Below are 26,178 nucleotides of genomic sequence, written 5' to 3'. Positions count from 1 at the left end.
CCGGCGAGCCCGGACCAGCGGGCCCGCCGCGCGGCATGCGGCACGCGTTCCCGTGTCCATGTCCGTCCGGACTCCGTCCCGGCCCGGCAGGGTCGCCGGGCCGGGTCCCCCGCCCTGCCGCGCCCCGCCGCCGGGGCGGGGACGGGACGGACGACGGGGTCGGACGACAGGATCGGACGACGGGATCGGACGACGGGGACGGACGACGGGGACGGACGACGGGTTCAGCCTGTGAAGGCGATGCGGCGGAGGGCGTCCGCCGCGGGGCGGTCGAGGAGGATCGCCGAGCCGCAGCCCTCGGGGAGGTGGCCCCGCTCGACGGAGCGCAGGAGCTGGGAGGCGGCCCGGCGGTGGCGCAGGAAGGCGTAGCGGGAGACGCCCCGGCCGCGCTCGCGCTGGCCCTCCAGGGCGGTGCCGGGGGTGACGTCGAGCATCAGCAGGTGCAGGGTGCCGCCGCGGCGGCGGGCCTCGCGGGCCAGCCAGGCGCGCACCCAGGCCTGCGTGCCGCAGTCGTGCACCACGACGCCCCCGCCGGTGCGCAGGGCGCGGTGCAGCCCGGCGTAGTGGGCGGCGCGGACGAGGGGGCGGTAGAGCGCGTACGGCAGGAAGCGCGGCACGCGGGCGTCCCAGCGGTCGCGGGTGTCCTGGGAGTCGACGCGGGCGCCCTTCACCGTGCGCTGCATCAGGGTGGACTTGCCGCTGCCCGGCAGGCCCGTGACGACGACCAGGTCGTGGGGGCCGAACAGCAGGCCGTGCGGGCTGTGGCCGGCGCGGTCGCGCAGGTCGCGGACGACGGACGCGCGGGCCGTACCGCGTGCCCCCCGGGCCGGGGTCGCGGGCTGCGCGGGCAGTGCGATCGCCGCCGAGGTCGTCGCGTACGCCCTGGTCCTGTTCACCGTCATCGTCCTCCCCTGGGATCAGACAAGTCTTCTCCCCTTCGAGCGTAAAGAGAAGGTAATGCTCGGCGTCTTCCTGTTTCGTACGCGTCCCGCCACAAGCCGGTTACAGATGCGGCCTGCCGTGACAGGGGACGGGCATGCGATGATGTCCGCGCCAACTGCATACCGGCCGTTTGAATCCGCGCGGGAGAGTCCCGGACCGTGTCCGGGCGCCGAAGGAGCAAGTCCCTCCCTTGAATCTCTCAGGCCCCGTTACCGCGCGGGCGAGGCACATCTGAAAAGCGGGCCGCTGCCACAGGGCCCCACCCAAGGTGCAAGTCAGGACCGTGTGATCGCTGCCGATCACCCGCGGTCATGGCGAACCTCTCAGGTTCCGATGACAGATGGGGAGGACTTTCCTCGCCCTCCCCCGCGCCCGGCTGTGCTCGCGCGGGGCCCCTCGCCCTGGGAGACGACCGTCCGATGAGCAGTACCGAACCCTCGCGGCAGCGCCGTACCGCGCTCGACGCCGTGCACCGCTCGCTCGGTGCCACGATGACCGACTTCGCCGGCTGGGACATGCCGCTGCGCTACGGCTCCGAGCGCGACGAGCACCACGCCGTCCGCACGCACGCCGGCCTGTTCGACCTCTCGCACATGGGCGAGATCACCGTCACCGGCCCGCAGGCGGCCGCCCTGCTGAACTTCGCCCTGGTCGGCGACATCGCGTCCGTCGGCGTCGGCCGCGCCCGCTACACCATGATCTGCAGCGCCGACGGCGGCATCCTCGACGACCTGATCGTCTACCGGCTCGCCGAGAGCGCGTACCTGGTCGTCGCGAACGCCTCGAACGCGCAGGTGGTGCTGGACGCGCTCGAAGAGCGCTCCGCCGGCTTCGACGCCGAGGTCCGCGACGACCGGGACGCCTACGCCCTGATCGCCGTCCAGGGCCCCCGGTCGCCGGGCATCCTGGCGTCCCTCACCGACGCCGACCTCGACGGCCTCAAGTACTACGCCGGACTGCCCGGCACGGTCGCCGGGGTCCCGGCGCTGATCGCCCGCACCGGCTACACCGGCGAGGACGGCTTCGAACTGTTCGTGAAGCCGGAGCACGCCGTGGAGCTGTGGCAGGCCCTGACCAAGGCCGGCGAGGGCGCCGGACTGGTCCCCTGCGGCCTGTCCTGCCGGGACACGCTGCGCCTGGAGGCCGGCATGCCGCTGTACGGGCACGAGCTGTCGACCGGGCTGACCCCCTTCGACGCCGGGCTCGGCCGGGTGGTCAAGTTCGGCAAGGAGGGCGACTTCGTCGGGCGCGCGGCGCTCACCGAGGCGGCCTCGCGCGCGGAGACGGACCCGCCGCGCGTCCTGGTCGGCCTGGTCGCCGAGGGCCGCCGGGTGCCGCGCGCCGGGTACGCCGTCGTCGCGGGCGGCGAGGTGATCGGCGGGGTCACCTCCGGCGCCCCCTCCCCCACCCTGGGCAAGCCGATCGCGATGGCGTACGTCGACGCCGCGCACGCGGCACCGGGCACGCCGGGTGTCGGCGTGGACATCCGGGGCAGTCACGAGCCGTACGAGGTCGTGGCGCTGCCGTTCTACAAGCGCCGCAAGTAGCGAGAACCAGCGACCGACGCACGGCACGGCGCGGCCCTCGTGCGTGACCCTGCGCACATTCCCGCTGCTCACGTGCGTCCTGAGCAGTCCCCCCTTCACCAGCACTCCCCCGCGTACAGGAGAATTCAGGCCATGAGCAACCCCCAGCAGCTGCGCTACAGCAAGGAGCACGAGTGGCTGTCGGCCGCCGAGGACGGCGTCTCGACGGTCGGCATCACGGAGCACGCGGCCAACGCGCTCGGCGACGTGGTCTTCGTGCAGCTCCCGGCGGTCGGCGACTCGGTGACCGCGGGCGAGTCCTGCGGCGAGCTGGAGTCGACCAAGTCGGTCAGTGAGCTGTACTCGCCCGTCGACGGCGAGATCGTCGAGGTCAACCAGGATGTCGTCGACGACCCGGCGCTGGTGAACTCCGCCCCCTTCGAGGGCGGATGGCTGTTCAAGGTACGCGTCTCGGGCGAGCAGGAAGAACTGCTCTCCGCCGACGAGTACACCGCCTACACCGCCGGCTGAGGAGTCGTAGACGCATGTCTGTCCTGAACACGCCCCTGCACGAGCTCGACCCGGAGATCGCCGCGGCGGTCGACGCCGAGCTGCGCCGCCAGCAGTCCACGCTGGAGATGATCGCCTCGGAGAACTTCGCTCCGCTCGCGGTCATGGAGGCGCAGGGCTCGGTCCTGACCAACAAGTACGCCGAGGGCTACCCCGGCCGCCGCTACTACGGCGGCTGCGAGCACGTCGACGTCGCCGAGCAGATCGCGATCGACCGGATCAAGGAGCTGTTCGGCGCCGAGTACGCCAACGTGCAGCCGCACTCGGGCGCCTCCGCCAACCAGGCCGCCCTGTTCGCGCTGGCCCAGCCGGGTGACACCATCCTCGGCCTGGACCTGGCGCACGGCGGTCACCTGACCCACGGGATGCGGCTGAACTTCTCCGGCAAGCAGTTCGATGTGGTCGCCTACCACGTGGACGACGCCGGTCTGGTCGACATGGCCGAGGTCGAGCGGCTGGCCAAGGAGCACCGCCCGAAGGTGATCATCGCGGGCTGGTCGGCGTACCCGCGGCAGCTGGACTTCGCCGAGTTCCGCCGGATCGCCGACGAGGTAGAGGCGTACCTGTGGGTGGACATGGCGCACTTCGCCGGTCTGGTCGCGGCGGGCCTGCACCCGAACCCCGTCGAGTACGCCGACGTCGTCACCTCCACCACCCACAAGACGCTGGGCGGTCCCCGCGGCGGCATCATCCTCGCGAAGAAGGAGTTCGCGAAGAAGCTGAACTCGTCCGTCTTCCCGGGCTTCCAGGGCGGTCCCCTGGAGCACGTGATCGCGGCGAAGGCCGTGTCCTTCAAGGTCGCGGCGGGCGAGGAGTTCAAGGAGCGCCAGCGCCGTACGGTCGAGGGCGCGAGGATCCTCGCCGAGCGGCTGACCGCGCCGGACGCCCGCGAGGCCGGGGTCAACGTCCTGTCCGGCGGCACCGACGTGCACCTGCTCCTGGTCGACCTGCGCGCGTCCGAGCTGGACGGTCAGCAGGCCGAGGACCGCCTCCACGAGGTCGGCATCACCGTCAACCGCAACGCGGTGCCGAACGACCCGCGCCCGCCGATGGTCACCTCCGGTCTGCGGATCGGCACGCCCGCCCTCGCCACCCGCGGCTTCACCGCCGAGGACTTCGCCGAGGTCGCGGACGTGATCGCCGAGGCGCTGAAGCCGTCCTACGACGCGCAGGCGCTGAAGGCCCGGGTCACCGCCCTGGCGGACAAGCACCCGCTGTACCCCGGTCTGACCAAGTAAGTCCCGTTCTCGGTGGGGCGTCCCGCACACTCGTAGGTGGGTGAGCGGGGCGCCCCGGACCGGTGCCACCCCGGTGCGGCGATCCCGCGCCCGATGGCACGCCGAGCCCGCACCACCCCGCGATGCGGAGACCCCGCACCACCCCCGTCCCGAGGAGTCACCGTGGCCATCTCGGTCTTCGACCTGTTCTCGATCGGCATCGGCCCGTCCAGCTCCCACACGGTCGGCCCGATGCGCGCGGCGCGCATGTTCGCCCGCCGGCTGCGCACCGAGGACCTGCTGGCCTCCGTCGCCTCCGTCCGCACGGAGCTGTACGGCTCCCTGGGCGCCACCGGCCACGGCCACGGCACCCCGAAGGCCGTCCTCCTCGGCCTGGAGGGCGACTCGCCGCGCACGGTGGACGTGGAGACGGCCGACGAACGGGTGGAGTCGATCAGGTCGGCGGGCCGGATCCGGCTGCTCGGCGAGCACGAGATCCCGTTCTCCCACGACGACGACATGGTCCTGCACCGCCGTACGGCCCTGCCGTACCACGCGAACGGCATGACGTTGTGGGCGTACGACGCGCGGGGCGCGGAACTGCTGACGAAGACGTACTACTCGGTGGGCGGCGGTTTCGTCGTCGACGAGGACGCGGTGGGCGCGGACCGCATCAAGCTCGACGACACGGTCCTGAAGTACCCCTTCCGCACGGGCGACGAGCTGCTGCGCCTGACGAAGGAGACGGGCCTGTCGATCTCCTCGCTGATGCTGGAGAACGAGCGGGCCTGGCGGACGGAGGAGGAGATCCGCGCGGGTCTGCTGGAGATCTGGCGGGTGATGCGGGCGTGCGTGGCGCGCGGCATGTCCCGCGAGGGCATCCTGCCGGGCGGCCTGCGGGTGCGCCGCCGCGCGGCGGTCACGGCCCGCCAGCTCCGCGCCGAGGGCGACCCGGCGGCCCACGCCATGGAGTGGATCACGCTGTACGCGATGGCGGTGAACGAGGAGAACGCGGCCGGCGGCCGGGTCGTCACCGCCCCCACGAACGGCGCCGCCGGCATCATCCCCGCCGTCCTCCACTACTACGTGAACTTCGTCCCGGGCGCGGACGAGGACGGCGTCGTCCGCTTCCTGCTCGCCGCCGGCGCGATCGGCATGCTCTTCAAGGAGAACGCCTCCATCTCCGGCGCCGAGGTCGGCTGCCAGGGCGAGGTCGGCTCGGCCTGCTCGATGGCCGCGGGCGCCCTGGCGGAGGTCCTCGGCGGCTCCCCGGAGCAGGTCGAGAACGCGGCCGAGATCGGCATGGAGCACAACCTCGGCCTGACCTGCGACCCGGTCGGCGGCCTGGTCCAGATCCCCTGCATCGAACGCAACGGCATGGCCGCGGTGAAGGCGGTCACGGCGGCCCGCATGGCGATGCGCGGCGACGGCTCCCACAAGGTGTCCCTCGACAAGGTCATCAAGACGATGAAGGACACGGGCGCCGACATGTCCGTGAAGTACAAGGAGACGGCGCGGGGCGGGCTCGCGGTGAACATCATCGAGTGCTGAGCGAATGGGCCCTGACCAGCGCGTTCGTACCTTGCAGCGCTGTCGGGGCCGTGCAGACGAGCAAGGAGCCGGTGTCGAACTCGCCGGCGAGTGTCACGTCCACGCCGTCAGCTTCTCCTCCGCTCCTTCCAGGAGGAGTGGTGGTCAGGGGCAGGCGCCGGTCCAGGTGGCGACCGTGCGGGCCGTCACCTGGGGTGTGCGCTGTCGTCAGATCAGCTCAGAACGAGTTGAGCCGCGGGTCTTCTGAAGATGATGTCCACCGGGTCACGGATCTGTCCCGGCCGGTGGTGATCGCGGAAGATACCGACCGGGGGCCGGAACCGGCGTCCCCCCGCCGCGGCCCGGGTCCTGTGTGTCGGGGACACACCGGACTCGGGCCCCGAATTCCCGGGCCGGACGGCGCCGAGTGAGAGACACGGCAGGGTGCGAGAGCCGACCGCCTTCCCCATGACGGGCCGTGGCGTACCGGGGTGTATGTAACGGCATTGTCCGGAGGGGTGGTTGCACGGAACGGGGCATGGGGCGGACATGTCTTGGTGATCAGAAAAGCTCGCTCGTACCGACGCGGACCGAGCAGCCGACACGATCCACCAAGACTGAGGAAGCAACGATGCGCGTTCGCAAGCTCACTTTCGCCGCCCTGGCCGTCGCCGCTGGTCTCTCGCTCACGGCCTGCAACGGCGACGACGGCACGGCACAGAGCGACGGAGCGTCCACCTCCTCCGTATCCACCTCGAACACCGCCTCGGTTTCCGCCGGTTCGGCGCAGGGAGACTCGGAGCAGGGAGGGGGGACGGGCTCCGCCGGGAGCGGCTCCGACACGGACGCCGAGACCGGCAAGTGCCGTACCGACGAACTGGAGATCACGGCGTCGGACACCACCATCACCGGTGACGACGAAGGCTCGGCTGCGGTCACGTTCAAGAACGGCGGCGGCCACGACTGCACCCTGTCCGGGTACGCGGGCGTCGACCTGAAGACCAGCGAGGGGAATCTGTCCGCCGAGCGCAGTGGCCAGGCGTCCGACCCCGTGACGCTCAAGGACGGTGAGTCGGTGTCCTTCGGCATCACCTACCCGCTCAACGACTCGGGCGGCTCCGGCGTCAGCGTCACCGGCCTGGTGGTGACCCCGCCGGACGAGACGAAGTCGGTCACCCTCGCATGGCCGGGTGCCGGCACCCTGCCCGTCACCGACGGCACCGGCTCCCCCGTCACGGTCGGCCCGATGGGCAGCGCGGGCCAGGGCGGGGCGAGCTGACCCGTAGGTCCGGATGGGAACCACGTCATGCCCTCGATGGGTGACTACGCTCTGCGTGAGATCGACGCCTCGGTTCTGCGGACCTTCAAGGCAGCGCTGCTCACAAGGGTCGAGGAGTCGACAGCAGCTGGGACGACCGCAGCTGGAAGCGTGCGCTCGCCGCCGCCGGGCTGATCAAGGCTGTGGGCGACATGCAGGTCAAGGGCATAGTGCGACGGGGGGCCGACATGTCCGTGAAGTACAGGGAGACGGCGCGGGGCGGGCTGGCGGTGAACATCATCGAGTGCTGAGGGACGGGCCGGGCCCGGACGGCGCCCGCCCTGCTCCGGGGTCCCTCCCGGACCCGGGCAGGCGCCCGCCGCCGACCGGACGTCCGGCGGCATCGCGCTCGCTATGCCTCGGCGGCGGCCCGGGCGACGATCTCGGCGAGTACCGGGCTACGCCGGGCCATGGACGCCATCCAGTGGTCCGTCACCGCGTCCCGCCGGGTGCCCACCAGCTCCCGGGCGGCCGTCGTCACGAGCGATCCGACCTCTTGGGAGACGTCCCCCAGGACCCACTTGCGATCCTCGGAGAGACGCGTGGAGCCGGTCAGGTTGATCACCGCGCCGTGCAGGGCGTTCCGGCTCCGGGAAGGGGAGCCGGCGAGCACCCCGTGACGGACCGAAGGACGCACGAGCAGACCGTCGGCCAGGAGCGCTCCCCCCGATTCGCACCAGACCACTCGGCCCGCCAGCGTGTGGGCCACCCAACCGCGTGCGTCGATGGCCTCGTGGTGAGGGAGTGCCCTCTTCCTGGGCCAGAGGACATGCGGCTGCCACGACGCCGACCGGTCGCCGTGTTCGGCCGTGGTCGTGTATTCGGCGATTCCGAGGATCCCCTCCAGTACGTCGACGCAGGAAGGGGCGTTCCGTCCGTCTCTGAGGTAGAGACGGACCCGGGTGCCGGGGGAACCGCCCTGTGCCCGCACCCGGGTGATCCTGGCCGGCAGCCCGGGGCCGGGGACGGTCATCCTCAGCACGGGACCGGGCAGGCCGTGCGGACCCATACGGCACGTCGTCACGTCGATCTCGTCGGCGAGCATGAAGTAGCTGAGGACACCGATGCCCCAGCGGCTGACGGGGTCCCTCCGCACCGGCGGGTCACTGGCCGCCCACCCGGCCTGGGAGAAGGACGTGCCGAGCACGTCCTCGTCCATGCCGATGCCGTTGTCGGCGCAGTCCAGGAACGGGCGGCCCCGGTCGTCGACGCCCTGGGTGAAGGCGATCCTCCCCTGCCAGGCAGTGCTGCAGCCGTTCGTCCGGCTGAGGTACTCGGTCGTCCGCGCGTTGCGGTACCGGCAGGCGTCGAGTGCGTTCCGGTACAGCTCGCGGACCGCCGATCCGCTGTCGCGGTACAGCCGCTCGCCCGTCAGGAGTTCACGGACGCGGTCCCCGCCCAGGGTGAAGCGCGGGAGGGACTCGTCGTCCCGGGCGGGGCGGTGTGCGGCGATGTCCGGGGCCGGCGCCGCGGAGGCTTGAGGCGTGAGCCGCTGGGCTCCTGGCCAGGCCATCAGCGGCACGAGGATGTGCTCGCGGACCTCGTCGTAGAACTCCGGGTCCTCCCGGGCGTGGTCACGGCGGGAGTATGTGCCCCCGGTCCCGGGAACGGGTCGCCGCCCGGCGTTCTGCGGGCGGGTCTCTGCCGCGGAGCGGGTCTCCGCCTCCGGGCTGGTCTCTGCCTCCGGGCTGGTCTCTGCCTCCGGGCGGGAATCTGCCTCCGGGCGGGAATCTGCCTCCGGGCGGGAATCTGCCTCCGGGCGGGTCTCCGCGAGGAATTCCTGCTCCGCCCGCGCGCGACGCGGCCCCGTCGTGCGAAGACGGTCCGCCACGGCGGTCAGGTGCGCGGCATCGCCGTGGCCCCAGCGGGCGGCGCGGACCAGCCACTCGGCTGCCGAGGCCGCGGCGGCCGGGGCGGTTTCCCCTCCGCCCGTGGAGGTGGTCCCCGAGGGAAGGACGTCTTGAGAGGCCTGCCGGTGCTCTCGCAGGTGAACGGCGGTCAGACGGAAGGCGGCTCCCGGGTGCTCCTGCTCCGAGGCGATCTCGAACCAGTGGCGGGCGGTTTCCAGCTCCTGTCGGCGCAAGGCCTTCGTGCCGAGGCGGTAGGCGCTGTTGGCGTCGCACCGCCGCGGGTCGTCACCGCGGGTGGGGGGAGCGCCGACGGCTGTCGGTGAAGTACCCCAGTCGCCGGCCGGGCGGTCCCAGAAGTCGGCCGGCCCACGGAGTTCGGCCAGCAGTCGCGCCCAGCCCGCTGAGGGCCGGGGATCGTCGGGCGTCATGTCACTCATCGCCTGATCCCTCGCCGTTCCCGACATGTCGTCTCACTGTTCGCAGCGCCCGGTGTCTTTGCACACGCACCTGGTTCTTCGACACCCCCAGATGTGAGGCGATCTCGTCGTCCTCTCGGCCGTCACGCTGCATCATCAGCACCCGGCGCCCCTGTGTGGAGCGGACCGTGGCGATCGCCGGATCGATCTCCTCACGCCAGAGCGTCCTTTCGTCGTCCTCCGCGGCGGCATCGCCGAGCACCTCCAGGGGGACCTCCCGCCCGCGGCGCCGCAAGAGGTCCGTCGCCAGGTTCCGCGCGATCGTCCAGACGTAGGGCAGCGGCTCTCTGCCGGGATCGAAGCGCCGGTCCCGCCAGACTCTGACCCATGCCTCGTGAGCGATGTCCTCGGCCTGATCCCCCAGACCCGCCCTGCGCAGCCGGGCGATGACGAGGTGGTTGCTCTCCTCATAGGCCGTACGCAGGACCCGCTCCCGGTGAGCCTCCGGATCATGGTGGTCCTCGGCACCGCTCACCATGGGCGAACGTGCCCTTGCCGCGCGAGGACGGACTGCGGCGGCACCCTCCACACCGTCAGCGTGCCGCCGTCAGGGGCCCGGTACTGCACGGTCGCGCCGTCGGGCACGTGCCGCAGCACCGCGGCGATCACAGCGGGACCGGATCCGGCCCGCTCGCCGGGATGGGTCTCCGGGTCTTCGTCCGCGCGCCGACGCTTGCGCAGACGACGTGAGACGGCGCCCAGCGCAGCAGCCACGGCGGTGCCGACCGTGACGTAGTCCGTGAACTCGGCAAGAACCACTCGATGCTTCCCTCGGGTCGAAGGCCATGAGGCGCGCTCGCGCCCTCACATCCCATACGACGCACAGAGGTCTGCGATTAACAGCCGCACCCGGACATCCTCCCGCCGTCGCGGGAGCGGTGCGGCGCCCGGCGCGGTCGTCGTCGGGAGCGGTCGTCGTCGGGAGCGGGCCCGTCGTCGCCGGGGAGGGTAACTCCGACGGGTGACAGAGGCGGACGGCCAGGTTCCGTCGGCGTGCCGCGGGGCATCAGGTAAGTCCCCATCTTCCCCAGGAAATACGGGAGTTCGCATGCTCCGCGGTATAGATGTCAGCGCCTACCAGTCCTCGTCCTTCGACACGGACGACATCTCCTTCGTCTTCATCAAGGCGACGGAGGGCCGCACGTACGTCAACCCGAAGCTCTCGGCCCAGACGAAGCACGCCCGCGAGGCCGGGCTCGTCGTCGGCTTCTACCACTTCCTGTGGCCCGGCAACATCACGGCCCAGGCGGAGTACTTCCTCTCCAAGGCCCCGGAGCGCGCGGGTGACATCCTCGCCGTCGACTGGGAGACGACGGGCGAGGGCACCCACGCGAGCAACGCCGAGAAGGACCGCTTCATCCGGAAGGTGAAGCAGTTGAGGCCGCACCACCGGGTGATCCTCTACTGCAACCGGAACTACTGGCTGAACGTCGACGACACCTCCTACGCCGGCGACGGCCTGTGGATCGCCGACTACGTCACGGCGGGCAAGCCCCGCGTCAAGGCCGACTGGCGCTTCCATCAGCACACCGACGACCCCGTCGACAGGAATGTCGCGGACTTCGCGAGCAGGGCGGCGCTGCGGGCGTGGGCGACACCGGACTGAACGGCCCGGACCGAGCAGCCGACGCGAGCGGGTCGGGTCGGCCGGGACGAGCCGGGCTGGACGGGACACGGGCCGGGCTGGACGGGACACGGGCCGGGCTGGGCTGGGCTGGGCTGGACGGGCCGCCGGCCGGGACGGGCCGGGCCGAGCGGCCCGGGCTCAGCAGGACGGCCCGAGCGGCCCAGGCTCAGCAAGACGGCCCGAGCGGCCCAGGCTCAGCAAGACGGCCTGAGCAGCCCAGGTCCTGTCGGCGCGGTTCGCGTCAGCCCTGGAAGTCCGGGGTGCGTTCGGGGCTCGCCTCCGCCAGGGCCTTGGTGACCTCGGCGACCCCGGCGCGCAGGCCGTAGACCGGGGTGGCGGGCTGCTGGCGCCAGGAGTCGTCGATGCCGCCGGCGTCGACCGTGTCGAAGCCGAGTTCCTCGACGAGGGCCCGCACCTTCGCCTTCGCCGCCTCGTCGTCGCCGGCCACCGGCACGGCGATGCGGTCGGGCGCGCCCGCCGGGCGGTGGCGGTCCAGGATGTCCTGGGCGTACGTGCCGTTGAAGACCTTGACCACCGGGTGGTCGATCCGCCGTTCCGTCCAGCGGCTCTCGGTGAGGCCCTCGTCCTCGATCTCCGCGATCCGGCCGTCGCGCTGACGGGGGTAGTAGTTGTTGGTGTCGATCACCGCCGCGCCCTCGGCGGCGCCGTCCAGGAAGCCGGCGGGGAGGTCCGGGACCGCCTTGAGCGGGATCGTGACGACGACGATCTCCGCGTCGCGGGCCGCCTCCCCCACCGCGACGGGGGTCGCGCCCGTCTCGTCGGCGAGCTCCTTGAGCGTGTGCGGCCCCCGGGAGTTGGCGACGGATACCTCGTGCCCGAGGGCGGTCAGCCGCCGGGTGAGATTGCCGCCGATGTTGCCTGCGCCGATGATGCCGATCTTCATGACAGACCCTTCCAGGTTGACTCACCTGCACGTGCACGACGCATGCATACGCATACATCTGGTGGGTGAACCCCTCGGGACCGCCCGCTATTCCGGGCCCGCGCCGAACGGGTCCTCCAGTTCCCGTGCCAGCACCTCGGCCGCCCTGTCCGCGTCCCCCTCGGCGACCGCCCGCAGCAGGCCCTCGTGGGCCTCGTCGCCGGTGCTCGGGTCGTGGTGGCGCAGGCCGGTGAGGGCGAGGAGGTCGACCAGGCCCTCGCGCAGGACGGGGACGAACTCGGTGAACAGGTCGGCGAGGACGGGGTTGTGGGCGGCGGCGACCACCGCCGCGTGGAAGGCGATGTCGGCGTCGACGAAGGCGGTGTCGTCGGCGTCCGCGGCCGCGCGCCGTCCGGCCAGGGCCGCCTCGATCGCGGCGACGTCCTCGGCGGTGCGGCGCCGGGCGGCCAGCCGCGCCGCGTGCACCTCCACGGCCGCCCGGACCTCGTACACGTCGGTGACCGCGGCCCGCCGCAGCCGGGCCGGCCAGTCCTCGGCCGGCTCGGTGGCGATGACGAAGACGCCCGAGCCCTGGCGCGGCCGTACGAGCCCGGCGCCGGCGAGCGCGCGCAGCGCCTCGCGGACCGTGGAGCGCCCCACCCCGAGGTCCTTGGCGAGGGTGGTCTCGCCGGGCAGGCGGGTGCCGACGGGCCACTGCCCGTCGGCGATACGGGCGCGCAGCCGCTCCACGACCTGCTCCACCAGGGGACTGGGACGGACGGGGCCGAGGGACATCACTTCACCAACCTGCACACGGGACGACGGGCTTCACAGCAATTCTGACTTGTCTGAGGACCTGAGGAGTCGCTAGCGTACCGGCCATGACGTTCCGCGGTCTCCTTCTTCTCGGCTGCCGCGGCGGGGCCTGACGCGACCGGCACCCCGCCGCGGGTCGCCGTGCTGCCGGTCACCGTCCGACCGAACCGGCCGATCCGGCCGAGACCGAGGCAGCGAACCGCAGATGTCGAACGTCGTCCCGCCCCAGCCCTCCACCCCGGCTCCCGCCCAGGCCCCCGCCCCGCCGTGGAACCCGCAGCGTCCGAGCCCCATGCCCCACCACCGCTACCGCCCCTTCCAGGAGCGGGTGAGCGTCCCCGCCTCCGACCGGAACTGGCCCTCCGCCCGTCTCGAGCGCGCCCCGCTCTGGGTCCCCGTCGACCTGCGCGACGGCAACCAGGCGCTCGCCGAGCCGATGGACACCCCGCGCAAGCGCCGCTTCTTCGACCTGCTGGTCGCCACCGGGTTCAAGGAGATCGAGGTCGGCTACCCGTCCGCCAGCCGCACCGACTTCGACTTCGTACGGCACCTCGTGACGGCCGGAGCCGTGCCGGACGACGTCACGCCGGTCGTGTTCACCCCGGCCCGGCCGGAGCTGATCGACCGGACCTTCGAGGCGATCGAGGGACTGCCCCGGGCCGTCGTCCACCTGTACATCGCGACGTCCCCGGTGTGGCGGGAGGTGGTGCTCGGCCGGGACCGGGGCGAGGTGTGGCGCACGGTCCGCGAGGCCGCCACGCACATGGCCCGCCGGGCCGGCGACGACCCGGGCGTCCGCTTCCAGTTCTCCCCTGAGACCTTCAACCTCACCGAACCCGACTTCGTCCTGGAGCTGTGCGACGGCCTCACCGAACTGTGGGACGCGAGCCCCGACCGCCCGGTCACGCACAACCTGCCCGCGACCGTCGAGATCGCCACCCCCAACGTGTACGCCGACCAGATCGAGTACCTGCACCGGCACCTGGCCCGCCGCGACCGCGTCATCCTCTCGGTGCACCCGCACAACGACCGCGGCACCGGGGTGGCCTGCGCCGAACTCGCCGTGCTGGCCGGGGCGCAGCGCGTGGAGGGCTGCCTGTTCGGCAACGGCGAGCGGACCGGCAACGTCGACCTGGTGACCCTGGCCCTCAACCTCTACGCCCAGGGCGTCGACCCCATGGTCGACCTCGGCGACATCGACGCCGTCCGGGAGACGGTCGAGCACTGCAACCGGCTGCCCGTCCACCCCCGCCATCCGTACGCCGGCGAGCTGGTGCACACGGCGTTCTCCGGCACGCACCAGGACGCCATCGACAAGGGGTTCGCCCATCACGCCCGCAGGGCGGCCGAGCTGGGGCTGCCGGAGCGGGAGGCGCCCTGGTCGGTGCCGTACCTGCCGATCGACCCGGCCGACCTGGGCCGCTCGTACGAGGCGGTCATCCGGGTCAACTCCCAGTCCGGCAAGGGCGGGGTGGCGTACCTGCTGCGCACGCACCACGGGATCGACCTGCCGGCGGCGATGCGGCCGGACTTCTCCCGGGTCGTGCAGGAGGCGACGGACGACAGCGGGCGGGAGGCCACCCCCGAGGAGCTGTACGAGCTGTTCCGGGCCACCTACCTGGCGGACGGGGAGCTCCGGCTGGACGCCTGGTCCACGCACCGGCAGGCTCCGGGCGTCCACCGCTTCAGCGGCACCCTCCTCCACGGCGACGACCGCGCCGGCGACCACGAGGGCACCGGTGCGGGGCCGCTGTCCGCCTTCGTCGACGCGCTGGCGGGCGCGGGGTTCACGGTCGAGGTGCTGGACCTGACGGAGACGGGCCGGGACGCTCCGGCCGGGACGGCCACCCCGACCCCCGCGACCCCCGCGACCCCCGCGACCGGAACGTCCACCGCGACCGCCACGACCGGAACAACGACGGCAGTCACGGCAGTCACGGCGGTCACGGCGGTCACCGCGGCCGCCGACCCGGCCGCCCGGACGGCCTTCGCCCGGTGCCGGGTGAACGGCGTCACCGTCTGGGGCGCCGGCCAGGGGCCGACCGCGTCGGCCGCCTCGGTCCACGCCGTGCTGTCCGCGGTCAACCGGGCGACGCGATGACCGGGGCACCGCCGGCGGAGGTCCTGCGGGCCAGGGACGTGCACCTCGTGCGGGACGGGCGGCCCCTGCTCCAGGACGTGTCGCTGACCGTGCGGGCCGGCGAGCACTGGGCGCTCCTCGGGGCCAACGGCGCCGGGAAGTCCACCCTGCTCGGTCTGCTCGGCGCCCGGATCCACCCCACGCGCGGCACGGTGGACGTGCTCGGCCGCCGGCTGGGCCGGGTGGACGTCCGGGAGCTGAGGGCGTACGTGGGCCACGTCGACCCCCGTCATCCGCTGACCGAGCCGCTGCGGGTCCGGGACGTCGTCCTGTCCGGGGTGACCAACTCCGTGGCGCCGCTGCCCCGCTGGCGCCCGACCCCGGAGCAGGAGGCGCGGGCCGAGGAACTGATCCGCACCCTGGGCCTGGCCGGCCACCGCGAGGCCCGCTGGCCGACGCTGTCGCAGGGCCAGCGCGGCCGGACCCTGATCGCCCGCGCGCTGATGCCGCACCCCCGGCTGCTGCTGCTGGACGAACCGGCGACCGGCCTGGACCTGCCGGGCCGCGAGCGGCTGGTCGAGGCGCTCGACGCCCTGCGCCGCGACCACCGGGAGCTGGCCACGGTCCTGGTCACACACCATCTGGAGGAGTTGCCGGCGGGAACCACGCACGCCCTGCTGCTGCGCGAGGGCCGAGCGCTCTCCCAGGGCCCGGTGGCCGACGTCCTCACCGGCGACCTGGTCGGCGCGTGCTTCGGCCTGCCGCTCGCCCTGGCGCGGCACGGCGGCCGGTGGACCGTGCGCACCACGGGCGCCGGCACCGGCACCGGCACCGGCACCGCATGACGAAGGGGGGCACCCGACGGGTGCCCCCCTTCCCCCGCGCGTCACTTGTCGAGGTACGCCCAGAACTCGTCGAACGAGAGGACCTTGTCCCCGTTGAGGTCGCGGCTCTTGATGACGGCCTCGGCGACCGACTCGGTGACGTTCCAGTCGCCGCCCTGGGCGAGGGCGGTCTTGAACTCGGCGGCGGTGATGAATCCGTCACCGTCCGTGTCGATCCGCTGGAACTGCGTGCGCGCTTCTTCGATGTCCGCCACCGATCCGCCCCTTTTTCCTTGCTCGCTGCCGTGCTGACGCAGGTCAGATTAACGGTCCGGGTGGGCGCGGAGCGCGGCGACCACCCACGCGAACTCCCCCTCGTACGCGGACTGCCCCTCCAGCCCGTTCACGACGGCCGACAACTGCCGGTAGCGGGCGACCCGTTCGTGGGCGGCCGCGGTCAGCCGTGCCAGCACGGCGGACCGGTCGGTGTCGCCGAGGAGGCCGCGCAGGATGTTGTCGGCCTCCGGGGCGTCGGGGGCGACGCCGTCGCGCAGGGCCTGTCCGGCGAGCTGCACCAGCCGGCTCATGAACCACAGGGAGGTGCCGGGCGGCACCTCGGGCCCGTGGTCGGCGGCGTTGAACTCGACCATCTGCCGCATCAGCGCCCGGAACTCCGGGTCCTGGCTCAGTTCGGCGAGCTCCACCCAGGCGTCGACCTGCTCGGGAGTGGGGTCGTCGGGCAGTTCGGCGGCGTGGAAGCGCAGCCGGGTGCGGATGTCGGGGTCGGCGGTGTCGAGGCCGTCGAAGGCCTCCGCCAGGAACTCCTCGACGATGCGCCGTCGCTCGGCCGCCGACAGGCGGGCCAGTCTGTTCATCAAGGTCGTCTCCTCCGCGGTCGAGCCGCGTCGCGCCACGGTCGACAGCACCGCACGGGTCACCTTCAGCGAGCGGATCTGCGCGTCGAGGGCGGCCACGTGCGCGGCCGCGACCTGCGCGACCGTGGTCTCCCCGGCCAGCACCGCGCGCACATGGTCCAGGCCGAGGCCCAGTTCGCGCAGGGTGCGGATCAGCTCCAGGCGGGCGGCGGCCCCGGCGTCGTAGAGGCGGTAGCCGCCCGGGGAGCGGGTGACCGGGGTGAGGACGCCCTCGTCGGACCAGTAGCGGATGGTGCGCACGGTCAGTCCCGTCGCGCGGGCCAGCTCGCCGATGGTGAGAAGTCCGGTGCCGTCGTCGATCATGTGTGTGAGTCTGGGCCTTCCAGCGGGTGGAGACTCAAGGAGCGGGGCGAGGAGCGCGATGGAGACCTTGCGGGACATTCTCGACGCGGCGGCGCGGGGCGTCTTCCCGCCGGCGGACGGCGGCACGACGGTCGTGCCGCAGCCCGCGCCCCGGGACGCGGGCGTGCTGGCCTTCACGGCGCACTCCGTCGTCTTCACCGACGAGGATCCGCGGTGGGTGGGCGAGGCGCTGGCGGCGGTGGAGTGCGACGCCCTGGCGGCGCCCATGAGCCCGCGGTTCCTGGTGGCGCTCATGGAGCGCACGGGCCGCAGCTGCGAGAACGTCGACGCGCTCCTGGTCGGTTCCCCGCTGCCGGGTGGGCCGCCGCCGGGGCTGACGGAGATCGAGGACGCGGACCATCCCCGCGTGGTCTACGCCCGCCGGCGGCGGGACGACGTGCGGGCCTGGACGGCGGAGGGCGGGGTGCTGGTGCTGGGACGCGGGGTCGCCGGCCGGCTGGAGGTGTCGGTCGAGGTGGACGAGGGCGTACGGCACCGGGGGCTGGGCCGGGCGCTGGTGGCGGCGGCCCGCCGTCTCGTCGACGAGCCGCTGTGGGCGCAGGTCACGCCCGGGAACGCCCGCAGCGCGCGGGCGTTCCAGGCGGCCGGTTACCGTCCGGTCGGGGCGGAGGCGCTTTTCACCTCCCGCCGGTGAGCCGGCTCAGTGCCAGGCCTCGAAGTGCGGGTTGCTCTGGCAGCCGCTCATGATCTCGACCTTGGTCGTCTTGTTCACCGGGCAGACGCCGATGATGTACTTCCGGTCGATCCCGCCGGGGAAGGCGACCTCGACCTGGTCGGCCCATCGGTGGGTGTCGCCGATGGTCTTGTTGACGTCGATGCCTCCGGGGGCGTCGATGTAGTAGTTGTAGCCGGACTTCCACCACGTCTTGTACAGGTCGTGGTCGTACGTCGTGGACACGTACGGGGAGGGCTGGTTGACCAGGACGTACTTCTCGATGTCGTACTGCCCGCCCACCACGTCCCGGGGGTGGAAGCCCTCCTTGAAGACGGTGTCGGGGCCGCGGCCGTCGCTGCGGTAGAGGGTGCCGCAGGTGGTGCGCCAGACCGGGGCGGGGGTGATCCGGGCGAGGTCGACGCCGCGGTCGGCGGCGGCCTTGAGCTTGTCGTCGAAGAGGGGACAGGCGGGGGCGGCCTTGGCCGCGGCCCGGACGCCCGGCTTCGCGGCGGCCGGGGTCGCGGGGACGGCGGCCGCGGCGGTGGCGAGGACGGTGGCCAGGGAGAGGACGGCGGCGGCTGCCCGCCGCCGCGCACGAGTGGTGATCATGCGGGGGACGATTCCGGTTCCGCGGCCGCGGGTTGTGGATCCTCACCCGTGCGTGGCGTGTCAACTGACCTGCGGTCAGCGGAAGATGCCGGTGTGACCGAGCGAGTAGCGGCCCGGCTGCGGGTAGACGGCGAGGCCGTGCGGGCCGGCGCCGACCGGGATGCGGGCCAGCTGGACGCCGGTGCGGGTGTCGATGGCGTACACCTCGTCGTCGTAGCGCCCGGACAGCCACAGGACCTTGCCGTCCGCGGAGACACCGCCCATGTCGGGGCTGCCCCCGTCGGGCAGCTGCCACTTCTTGGTCAGCCTGCCGCGGGTGAAGTCGAAGACGGAGACGGTGCCCTCGCCGCGGTTGGAGACGTACATCTCGCGGGAGTCGCGGCCCACGTAGAGGCCGTGGCAGCCCTTGCCGGTGGGCAGGAGGGTGGGCTCGGTGAACTTGTCGCCGTCCAGGACCCACATGCCGTCGGCCATCATGTCGGCGATGTAGAAACGTTTCCCGTCCGGTGAGATCTTCACGTCCTGCGGCATCGCGCCCTCGAAGGGCAGTTGCCGCTGCCCGACGACCTCCATCTTCTCGGTGTCGACCTTGAGGATCTCGCCGCTGAACTCGCAGGAGACGATGAAGTAGCGGCCGTCGGCGGAGAAGTCGGCGTGGTTGACGCCGTAGCAGGTGACCGGTTCGGCCTTGATCCGCTTCATGGTGTGCGGGTCGAGGAAGACCAGCTCGCGGTCGAGGGAGGCCATGACCACGGCGTACTTGCCGTTGGGCGTGAAGTAGAGGTTGTACGGGTCGTGCACCTCGACCTCCTTGCCCGCCTTGCCGGTCCGCGGGTCGATGGGGGTGAGGGTGTGGCCGCGGTTGTTGTTGACCCACAGGGTCTTCAGGTCCCAGGAGGGCACGACGTGCTGGGGCTGGCGGCCGACCTCGATGGTCTCGATCACCCGGTACGTCGCCGGGTCGATGACGGAGACGGTGTCGGACTCGGTGTTGGGGACGTAGACGCGGGACGGGAAGCCCTTGACCACGGGCGAGAGCCGGCCCGGGCGGTCGGCGGCGTAGACGTCCTCGGGGTCGAGGACGGGGGGCATGCCGGGCAGGCCCTGGGCCGCCGCCTTCCGGGTCGGGGCGGGGATCGTGGTCCCGGTGGCCTCGGGCGCCGCCTTCCCGGCTTCGGCCCGGGGTCCGGTGCCGCAGGCGGCGAGGGCGGTGAGGGCGGCGCCGGCGAGCAGGGCGCTTGTCACAGTCGTGCGGTGCATCAGCTCAGCAGCTCCGTGGTGGTGACCGCGCGCAGACCGCGGCGGTGGAGTTCGGCCAGGACGGCGGGGAGCGCGGCGACGGTGTCCGCGTACCCGAAGTGCAGGCTCACGACGGATCCGCCTCGGATGCCGTCGAGGACCGTACGGGCGACGGCGGGGCCGCCGGGGGAGGTGAAGTCGAGGGAGTCGACGTCGTAGGAGAGGACGTGCGGGTAGCCGGCGCGGCGGGCCAGGGCCGCGACGGCCGGGGAGGCACGGACGGCGCGGGAGGGGCGGAACCAGGTGCCGATGGAGCCGGTGAGCGCGCGCAGCAGGTCCGCGCACGCGGTGATCTCCCGCTCCGCCTCCGACGCGGGCAGGGCGTTGATGTCGAGGTGGCGGTGGGTGTGGTTGCCGAGGTCGTGGCCGCCGTCGAGGATGCGGCGGGCGAGGGCGGGGTGCTCCTCCAGCCAGGTGCCGACGACCAGCACGGTGACCCGGGCGCCGTGCCGCTCGGCCTCGGCGAGGAGGGCGCGGGCGGTGGCGGGGTCGCCGTTGCCGTGGAAGGTGAGGGCGACGCGGGGACGGTCGCGGGGGCCGTGGGTGATCTGGGCGGGGTGGTCGGGGTGGGCGCGGGGGGCGGGGGCCGCCGGGGTGGGGGTGGAGGCGGGGGTGGGGGTGGGCGGGGCGGGAACCGGGCGGGCGGCGGCGGAGGAGGAGGGGGCGGCCGGGGCGCACGCGGCCGCCAACGCGCTCCCTGCGACGATCCCGGCGCCCGCCCGGAGCGCGGCTCGGCGGTCGGTCGAAGTCACCCGCACCATTTAAGGGGCAGACAGCGGCAAAACGGTTCATTCACCCGATCGCCGTGGGGACGGGCGTCGAGGGTGCGATGCTGGGTCCCTCCTCCCTCGGACGGTGCCGCCTGTGAACCCCCCGGATCCGGTGATCTCTTTCAGACTGACGGTGTGGCAGCGCGCCCTGCCCTGCCTCGTCGCCTTCCTGTGCGCCGTGCCGCTGCTCGCCGTCGTCCTGGCCGTCGAAGGCGAACGGCTGCCGGCGGCCGAGCTGGGGCAGCTGACGTCCGGGGCCCTGCTCGCCGCCTTGGTCGTCCCGTTCCTCCAGCGGGAGGACGGCGTGATCCTGACGCCGGACGCGCTGGTGGCCGTGGGCGTGCGGCGGCGACGGATCGCGTGGGCCCACATCCAGCGGCTGGAGGTGCGGCGGAGCCTGGGCTGGCGTCAGGTGATCGTCTGGACGGCGGACGGGCGCGGTACGACGCTGCGGGCGCCGGCGTCGCCCGGGGATCCGGACTTCGAGGCGAAGGTGAGGACGCTGGTGGAGTGGTGGGAGGCCCGGCGGTCGGCGCCGGCCGGGTGAGCGGTCACGGCCGGACCGGGGACATCATGCCCCGCCCCTACCCCACGACCCGCAGCAGCAGCACCGCCCGCTCCGGTACCGTCACGGCCGCCCCCGCCCGGTGCGTCGTCCCCGGCACCTCCGCCTGCTCCTCCCTCGACGTGTCGACGACCACCTCGTACCGCTCCGCCCACGGCGGCCCGGGCAGGACGAAGCTCACCGGCCGGTCCCCCGCGTGCAGGACGGCCAGGAAGCTGTCGTCGGTGATCGGCGCGCCCCGCTCGTCGCGCCCCGGGATGTCCCGACCGGACAGGTACATGCCCAGCGTGGCGGCGGGGGCGTACCAGTCGCCCTCCGTCATCTCCGTGCCCCGCGCCGTGAACCAGGCCAGGTCCCGCAGCCCGTCCGCCGAGTGCGCCCGCCCGGAGAAGAAGGCCCTCCGGCGCAGGACGGGGTGCCGGTGGCGCAGGGCGATCAGACGGGAGGTCAGGTCGAACAGCGCCTTCCAGCCGGGGTCCTCCAGCAGCCCCCAGTCCAGCCAGCTGATCTCGTTGTCCTGGCAGTAGGCGTTGTTGTTGCCCCGCTGCGTCCGCCCCAGCTCGTCCCCCGCGACCAGCATCGGCACGCCCGTGGACAGCAGCAGCGTCGTCATCAGGTTCCGCAGCTGCCGCCGCCGCAGCGCCCGGACCCGCTCGTCGTCCGTCTCCCCCTCCACCCCGCAGTTCCAGGCGCGGTTGTCGTCGGTGCCGTCCCGGTTGCCCTCGCCGTTGGCCTCGTTGTGCTTGCGCCCGTAGGAGACCAGGTCGCGCAGGGTGAAGCCGTCGTGCGCCGTCACGAAGTTGACCGAGGCGTACGGGCGCCGCCCGCCCCAGGCGTACAGGTCGCTGGAGCCCGACAGCCGGTACCCCATCTCCCGTACGTCGGGCAGCGCGTGCCGCCAGAAGTCGCGCACGGCGTTGCGGTAGCGGTCGTTCCACTCCGTCCACAGCGGCGGGAAGGCGCCCACCTGGTAGCCGCCCGAGCCCACGTCCCACGGCTCCGCGATCAGCTTCACCCGCCGCAGCACCGGGTCCTGGGCGATGACCGCCAGAAAGGGCGAGAGCATGTCCACGTCGTGCATGGAGCGGGCCAGGGCCGCCGCGAGGTCGAAGCGGAAGCCGTCCACCCCCATCTCCGTCACCCAGTACCGCAGCGAGTCGGTGATCAGCCTCAGCACGTGCGGCTGGACCACGTGCAGGGTGTTCCCGCAGCCGGTGTAGTCGGCGTACCGGCGCGCGTCGGACTGGAGCCGGTAGTAGCCGCGGTTGTCGATGCCCTTCAGCGACAGCATGGGCCCGAGCTCGCCCGCCTCCGCCGTGTGGTTGTAGACGACGTCGAGGATCACCTCGATCCCGGCCGCGTGCAGCGCGCGCACCATCCGCTTGAACTCGCCGACCTGCTGCCCGGTCGTCCCGGAGGAGGCGTACGCGGCGTGCGGGGCGAAGTAGCCGATGGAGTTGTAGCCCCAGTGGTTGCGCAGCCCCCTGCGCAGCAGGTGGTCCTCGTGGGCGAACTGGTGCACCGGCAGCAGCTCCACCGCCGTCACCCCCAGCTTCACCAGGTGCTCGACCGCCGCCGGGTGCGCGAGGCCCGCGTACGTGCCCCGCAGTTCCTCGGGGATGCCCGGGTGCAGCCGGGTGAAGCCGCGCACATGCAGCTCGTAGATCACGGAGTCGGCCCATGGTGTCTTCGGGCGGCGGTCGTCGGCCCAGTCGTCGTCGTCGTGGACGACGACGCCCTTGGGGACGTGCGGCGCCGAGTCCCGTTCGTCGCGCACGGTGTCGGCGACCTGCTGCTGGGGCCAGTCGCGGACGTGCCCGTACACCTCGGGCGGCAGGGCGAAGTCGCCGTCCACGGCGCGGGCGTACGGGTCGAGCAGCAGCTTCGCCGGGTTCCAGCGGCCGCCGGTCCAGGGGTCCCACGGGCCGTGCACCCGGTAGCCGTAGCGCTGGCCGGGCATCACCCCGGGGACGAAGCCGTGCCAGATCTCGTGGGTGAGCTCGGTGAGCCGGGCGCGGGTCTCACGGCCCCGCTCGTCGAAGAGGCACAGGTCGACCGCCTCCGCGCCGCCCGCCCAGAGCGCGAAGTTGGTGCCCGCGACGCCGTCCGGGCCGACCCGGAAACGGGCGCCGAGCGGCAGGGGCGCGCCCGGCCGAACGGGGACGCCCGGCGTCCTGCGCGGTGCCCCGTTCACGACGGCGGAGGCAGCGGTGCGCTGCTCCGCCACCGTCTCCTGCTCGGCTGCGCTGGACACCGTTGCGCCTCCCGCGGCTCGTGGCACGACGCGGGCCAAGGGCGTACGGCGTCCCGGCCGCGGCTCCCCGTAGCGTCGTCCTCCCCCCTGTTCTGCCCAGAGCGTGCCTCGCACTCACGTTTCCCCGGAGCGGGCCCGTCGTTGGGCACCGCGTGAGGCACGTACAACGGCGCGCGCGGCGCGCGGGGGCCGTCTTGGCCGCCGTAATGACATGGGCAGGACTGCTGGCGGGGGCCGCCGGCTGCACCGGGGACCCGCCCGGCGGGTTCGACCGGATGCTCGGGAAACCGCCGGCGCCCGAGGAGGTCATCCGTGTGACACCGGAGGACGGCGCCAAGGGAGTGCGCCCGGACGGCGGGCTCGGGGTGCGGGTCACCCAAGGGCGCCTGGAGTCGGTGAAGGTCGTCAGGTCGCAGGACGCGCAGGAGGCGCGGGTGCCGGGCCGGATCTCCGCGGACGGCCGCAGCTGGCGCCCCGACGACGGCCGGCTCGCGCTCGCCGCCCGGTACACGGTCGACGCGGTGGCCCTCGACGACGAAGGCCGCCGCTCCGCCCGCCACACCACGTTCACCACGTACGTCCCCGAGGAGCGCTTCATCGGGTACGTCACGCCCGAGAACCGCGCCACCGTCGGCACCGGGATGATCGTCTCCCTGGAGTTCAACCGGGAGATCGAGCACCGCGCCGCCGTCGAACGCGCCGTCGAGGTCACGGCCAGCCCGCCCGTGGAGATCCGGCCGCACTGGTTCGGCGCGGGCCGCCTCGACTTCCGGCCCGAGGACTACTGGCGGCCCGGCACCGAGGTCACCGTCGCGCTGCGCTTCCGCGACGTCGAGGGCGCGCCGGGTGTCTACGGGCTCCAGGACAAGACGTTCTCCTTCACCGTCGGCCGCCACCAGGTCTCCGTCGTCGACGCCGCCCGGCACACGATGAAGGTGCGGCGCGAGGGCGAGCTGATCGCCACCGTGCCGGTCACCGCCGGGGCGCCCAAGACGACGACGTACAACGGGAAGATGGTGGTGACCGAGATGCTGGAGCTGACCCGGATGAACGGCGCCACGGTCGGCTTCCGGAAGAAGAACGGCAAGAGCGAGTACGACATCCCCGACGTGCCGCACGCCATGCGGCTCACGGACTCCGGCACCTTCCTGCACGGCAACTACTGGGCCGAACCGCAGGTCTTCGGGCGGACCAACGTCAGCCACGGCTGCGTGGGGCTGCGGGACGTCAAGGGCGGCGGGCCGGACACGCCGGCGGGCTGGTTCTTCGACCGTTCCCTCGTCGGGGACGTCGTCGAGGTCGTCCGCAGCAAGGACAAGCAGGTCGCCCCCGACAACGGGCTCGGGGGCTGGAACCTGAGCTGGGAGGAGTGGACCCAGGGCAGCGCGGTGAAGTGACCCTTTCCTCCCCGGGTCGAAGTTGGGACGGAACGGTGACACATGAGGGCCGCCGACGTCGCTGACCTTGTGGTTAATATGCGCGCAGCGCGGGGGAAGCGCCTGCGTGCGGGCCTGACCGGCCCGGGGGAGGGGAGAACGGACTTGAACGTGCGACCGATATCGGGGGCATCGGTTGGCGGGCGCTCACGCGGCCGCAACAGGCGGCTGGCACTGATCGTCGGAGGGCTGCTGCTGGCCGTCACGGCCTGCGGCGGTGGCGGGGACTCCGGCGGCGGCTCGCAGAAGGCGGGGGCCGCGGCGGCCTCCGGCTCCGCCACCGCGCAGAGCGGGCAGTCGGAGGCGGTCGTCACCATCGCCCCGAAGGACGGCGCGCAGTCCGTCGACACCAGCGGCGCCCTCAAGGTCACCGCCGCGAAGGGCAAGCTGGCCGAGGTCGTCGTCAAGGACGCCGAGGGCGCCACGGTCGACGGCGCGATATCGGCCGACGGCTCCGGCTGGACGCCCGCCACCCATCTGGCGGCCTCCACCCGCTACGAGGTGCACGCCGTCGCCAAGGACTCCGCGGGCCGTACGGCCGCCGAGGACTCCTCCTTCACCACGCTGAGCCCGCAGAACACCTTCATCGGGAACTTCACGCCGGAGGACGGCTCCACGGTCGGCGTCGGCATGCCGTTCTCGGTCCGCTTCACGCGGGGCATCACCGCGCCGGACGACGTCGAGAAGGCCATCACCGTCAAGACCGAGCCGGCCGTGGACGTGCAGGGCCACTGGTTCGGCAACGACCGCCTCGACTTCCGCCCCGAGCAGTACTGGAAGGCCGGCACCAAGGTCACGGTCGAGCTGAACCTCGACGGCGTCGAGGGCCGCAAGGGCGTCTACGGCAAGCAGTCCAAGACCGTCTCCTTCACCATCGGCCGCAACCAGGTGACCGTCGTGGACGCCAAGAAGCACACCATGAAGGTCACGCAGGAGGGCAAGGTCGTCAAGACCATCCCGGTCACCACCGGCAAGCCCGGCTACGCCACCTGGAACGGCCAGATGGTCATCAGCGAGAAGTTCACGGTGACCCGGATGAACGGCGACACCGTCGGCTACGACGGCGAGTACGACATCAAGGACGTCCCGCACGCCATGCGGCTGACCAACTCCGGCACCTTCGTGCACGGCAACTACTGGGGCGGCGACGCCTTCGGCAACTACAACGCCAGCCACGGCTGCATAGGCCTGCGCGACGTGCGCGGCGGCTACGACAGCGGCGTACCGGCCGCGTGGTTCTTCAACCACTCGATCGTCGGTGACGTGGTGGTCGTGAAGAACTCCACCGACCCGACGGTCGACCCGTCCAACGGCCTGAACGGCTGGAACATGTCGTGGGCGGAGTGGACGAAGTAGGTTCCACCGCCCGGCGGGCCCGGTGCCGTGACCCACGGCACCGGGCCCGCCGTCGTCCGTGCCCGTGCGCCGGGACGGCCCCCGGCCGGATGTGACCCACCGCATGGGGCCAGCCGACGTCAGTCCCCGTGCCCCACCTGCGCGGGGGGCCACCCCCCCCCCCCCCCCCCGCGGGCCCCCCCCGCCGGGCCCCCCCCCCCCCCCCCCCCCCCCCCCCCCCCGGCCCCCCCCCCCCCCCCCCCCCCCCCCCCCCCCCCCCCCCCCCCCCCCCCCCCCC

24 protein-coding genes and 1 riboswitch are annotated in these 26,178 nt (G+C 72.9%); of the genes, 12 read left to right on the top strand and 12 right to left on the bottom strand.

What is annotated here, in order from left to right:
* Positions 1–224: 224 nt before the first annotated feature.
* Entirely contained in the window at positions 225–902 is a 678-nt protein-coding gene (locus ACFV9M_RS39160; protein ID WP_385068638.1) for an AAA family ATPase, read from the bottom strand.
* A 171-nt stretch (positions 903–1,073) separates the two neighbouring features.
* Positions 1,074–1,167: riboswitch (glycine riboswitch) on the top strand.
* Positions 1,168–1,361: 194 nt separating this feature from the next.
* On the opposite strand from ACFV9M_RS39160, the gene gcvT reads away from it, so the two are divergent.
* From gcvT to ACFV9M_RS39135, 5 genes are all read left to right on the top strand, one after another.
* On the top strand, positions 1,362–2,489 hold the full coding sequence (gene gcvT, locus ACFV9M_RS39155) for a glycine cleavage system aminomethyltransferase GcvT (RefSeq protein WP_385068640.1): 1,128 nt from the start codon (positions 1,362–1,364) through the stop codon (positions 2,487–2,489).
* Positions 2,490–2,621: 132 nt separating this feature from the next.
* Positions 2,622–2,999: a glycine cleavage system protein GcvH gene (gene gcvH / locus ACFV9M_RS39150; RefSeq protein WP_385068641.1), complete on the top strand. Its 378-nt coding sequence runs from the start codon at positions 2,622–2,624 to the stop codon at positions 2,997–2,999.
* A 14-nt stretch (positions 3,000–3,013) separates the two neighbouring features.
* The gene (gene glyA / locus ACFV9M_RS39145) at positions 3,014–4,276 is read left to right on the top strand and encodes a serine hydroxymethyltransferase (RefSeq protein ID WP_385068643.1); all 1,263 of its coding nucleotides are present in this window, start codon (positions 3,014–3,016) and stop codon (positions 4,274–4,276) included.
* Positions 4,277–4,438: 162 nt separating this feature from the next.
* Positions 4,439–5,806, top strand: a complete 1,368-nt coding sequence (locus ACFV9M_RS39140) for an L-serine ammonia-lyase (RefSeq protein WP_385068645.1) — start codon at positions 4,439–4,441, stop codon at positions 5,804–5,806.
* Positions 5,807–6,416: 610 nt separating this feature from the next.
* A complete protein-coding gene (locus tag ACFV9M_RS39135; protein ID WP_385068647.1) occupies positions 6,417–7,064 on the top strand; it encodes a DUF4232 domain-containing protein in 648 nt (215 codons plus the stop codon).
* Positions 7,065–7,455: 391 nt separating this feature from the next.
* Here ACFV9M_RS39135 and ACFV9M_RS39130 read toward each other — a convergent pair whose 3' ends face one another.
* Genes ACFV9M_RS39130 through ACFV9M_RS39120 form a run of 3 tightly spaced genes read right to left on the bottom strand, consistent with a single transcriptional unit; the run spans position 7,456 to position 10,188 of the window.
* A complete protein-coding gene (locus ACFV9M_RS39130; protein ID WP_385068649.1) occupies positions 7,456–9,390 on the bottom strand; it encodes a hypothetical protein in 1,935 nt (644 codons plus the stop codon).
* Entirely contained in the window at positions 9,383–9,907 is a 525-nt protein-coding gene (locus ACFV9M_RS39125; RefSeq protein WP_385068651.1) for an RNA polymerase sigma factor, read from the bottom strand. The genes ACFV9M_RS39130 and ACFV9M_RS39125 overlap by 8 nt, the downstream gene beginning before the upstream one ends.
* A complete protein-coding gene (locus ACFV9M_RS39120; protein WP_385068653.1) occupies positions 9,901–10,188 on the bottom strand; it encodes a hypothetical protein in 288 nt (95 codons plus the stop codon). Before ACFV9M_RS39120 ends, ACFV9M_RS39125 begins: the two co-directional genes overlap by 7 nt.
* A gap of 289 nt (positions 10,189–10,477) precedes the next feature.
* Here ACFV9M_RS39120 and ACFV9M_RS39115 point away from each other — a divergent pair, with 289 nt between their 5' ends.
* The gene (locus ACFV9M_RS39115) at positions 10,478–11,035 is read left to right on the top strand and encodes a glycoside hydrolase family 25 protein (RefSeq protein ID WP_385068655.1); all 558 of its coding nucleotides are present in this window, start codon (positions 10,478–10,480) and stop codon (positions 11,033–11,035) included.
* A gap of 262 nt (positions 11,036–11,297) precedes the next feature.
* On the opposite strand, the gene ACFV9M_RS39110 is transcribed toward ACFV9M_RS39115, so the two are convergent.
* Both ACFV9M_RS39110 and ACFV9M_RS39105 read right to left on the bottom strand, forming a co-directional pair.
* Positions 11,298–11,960: an NADPH-dependent F420 reductase gene (locus ACFV9M_RS39110; protein ID WP_385068657.1), complete on the bottom strand. Its 663-nt coding sequence runs from the start codon at positions 11,958–11,960 to the stop codon at positions 11,298–11,300.
* Positions 11,961–12,047: 87 nt separating this feature from the next.
* The gene (locus tag ACFV9M_RS39105) at positions 12,048–12,734 is read right to left on the bottom strand and encodes a FadR/GntR family transcriptional regulator (RefSeq protein ID WP_385068658.1); all 687 of its coding nucleotides are present in this window, start codon (positions 12,732–12,734) and stop codon (positions 12,048–12,050) included.
* A gap of 226 nt (positions 12,735–12,960) precedes the next feature.
* Here ACFV9M_RS39105 and ACFV9M_RS39100 point away from each other — a divergent pair, with 226 nt between their 5' ends.
* Together ACFV9M_RS39100 and ACFV9M_RS39095 are read left to right on the top strand one after the other, a co-directional pair.
* On the top strand, positions 12,961–14,856 hold the full coding sequence (locus tag ACFV9M_RS39100; RefSeq protein WP_385068660.1) for a 2-isopropylmalate synthase: 1,896 nt from the start codon (positions 12,961–12,963) through the stop codon (positions 14,854–14,856).
* A complete protein-coding gene (locus ACFV9M_RS39095) occupies positions 14,853–15,680 on the top strand; it encodes an ABC transporter ATP-binding protein (protein WP_385068662.1) in 828 nt (275 codons plus the stop codon). The genes ACFV9M_RS39100 and ACFV9M_RS39095 overlap by 4 nt, the downstream gene beginning before the upstream one ends.
* Before the next feature lie 41 nt (positions 15,681–15,721).
* Here the strand turns inward: ACFV9M_RS39095 and ACFV9M_RS39090 are convergent, their stop codons facing one another.
* Both ACFV9M_RS39090 and ACFV9M_RS39085 read right to left on the bottom strand, forming a co-directional pair.
* Positions 15,722–15,934 (bottom strand): EF-hand domain-containing protein, encoded by a 213-nt coding sequence (locus ACFV9M_RS39090; protein WP_385068663.1) that lies wholly within the window; start codon positions 15,932–15,934, stop codon positions 15,722–15,724.
* Between the two features lie 48 nt (positions 15,935–15,982).
* Positions 15,983–16,897, bottom strand: a complete 915-nt coding sequence (locus ACFV9M_RS39085) for a MerR family transcriptional regulator (RefSeq protein ID WP_385068665.1) — start codon at positions 16,895–16,897, stop codon at positions 15,983–15,985.
* 58 nt (positions 16,898–16,955) lie between these two features.
* Here ACFV9M_RS39085 and ACFV9M_RS39080 point away from each other — a divergent pair, with 58 nt between their 5' ends.
* The gene (locus ACFV9M_RS39080; protein WP_385068666.1) at positions 16,956–17,591 is read left to right on the top strand and encodes a GNAT family N-acetyltransferase; all 636 of its coding nucleotides are present in this window, start codon (positions 16,956–16,958) and stop codon (positions 17,589–17,591) included.
* Between the two features lie 6 nt (positions 17,592–17,597).
* Here the strand turns inward: ACFV9M_RS39080 and ACFV9M_RS39075 are convergent, their stop codons facing one another.
* The 3 genes from ACFV9M_RS39075 to ACFV9M_RS39065 all read right to left on the bottom strand — a co-directional run bounded on the left by ACFV9M_RS39075 (position 17,598) and on the right by ACFV9M_RS39065 (position 20,281).
* A complete protein-coding gene (locus ACFV9M_RS39075; RefSeq protein ID WP_385068668.1) occupies positions 17,598–18,221 on the bottom strand; it encodes an ADP-ribosyltransferase in 624 nt (207 codons plus the stop codon).
* Positions 18,222–18,296: 75 nt separating this feature from the next.
* Positions 18,297–19,481 (bottom strand): YncE family protein, encoded by a 1,185-nt coding sequence (locus tag ACFV9M_RS39070; protein ID WP_385068670.1) that lies wholly within the window; start codon positions 19,479–19,481, stop codon positions 18,297–18,299.
* Entirely contained in the window at positions 19,481–20,281 is an 801-nt protein-coding gene (locus ACFV9M_RS39065; protein ID WP_385068672.1) for a polysaccharide deacetylase family protein, read from the bottom strand. Before ACFV9M_RS39065 ends, ACFV9M_RS39070 begins: the two co-directional genes overlap by 1 nt.
* A 121-nt stretch (positions 20,282–20,402) precedes the next feature.
* Between ACFV9M_RS39065 and ACFV9M_RS39060 the strand changes: the two genes are divergently transcribed.
* Entirely contained in the window at positions 20,403–20,837 is a 435-nt protein-coding gene (locus ACFV9M_RS39060; protein ID WP_385068673.1) for a hypothetical protein, read from the top strand.
* 37 nt (positions 20,838–20,874) lie between these two features.
* On the opposite strand, the gene glgX is transcribed toward ACFV9M_RS39060, so the two are convergent.
* Positions 20,875–23,109, bottom strand: a complete 2,235-nt coding sequence (gene glgX / locus ACFV9M_RS39055) for a glycogen debranching protein GlgX (RefSeq protein WP_385068675.1) — start codon at positions 23,107–23,109, stop codon at positions 20,875–20,877.
* A gap of 206 nt (positions 23,110–23,315) precedes the next feature.
* Here glgX and ACFV9M_RS39050 point away from each other — a divergent pair, with 206 nt between their 5' ends.
* Both ACFV9M_RS39050 and ACFV9M_RS39045 read left to right on the top strand, forming a co-directional pair.
* Positions 23,316–24,506, top strand: coding sequence for an Ig-like domain-containing protein (locus ACFV9M_RS39050; RefSeq protein ID WP_385068676.1), 1,191 nt, complete (start codon positions 23,316–23,318; stop codon positions 24,504–24,506).
* Between the two features lie 144 nt (positions 24,507–24,650).
* A complete protein-coding gene (locus ACFV9M_RS39045; protein WP_385068677.1) occupies positions 24,651–25,901 on the top strand; it encodes an Ig-like domain-containing protein in 1,251 nt (416 codons plus the stop codon).
* Positions 25,902–26,178: the final 277 nt, after the last annotated feature.

The organism is Streptomyces sp. NPDC059895, assembly GCF_042731035.1.
GTDB lineage: Bacteria > Actinomycetota > Actinomycetes > Streptomycetales > Streptomycetaceae > Streptomyces.
The sequence above is the reverse complement of the archived record's forward strand: the minus strand, read 5'-3'. Positions and strand labels throughout refer to the sequence as shown.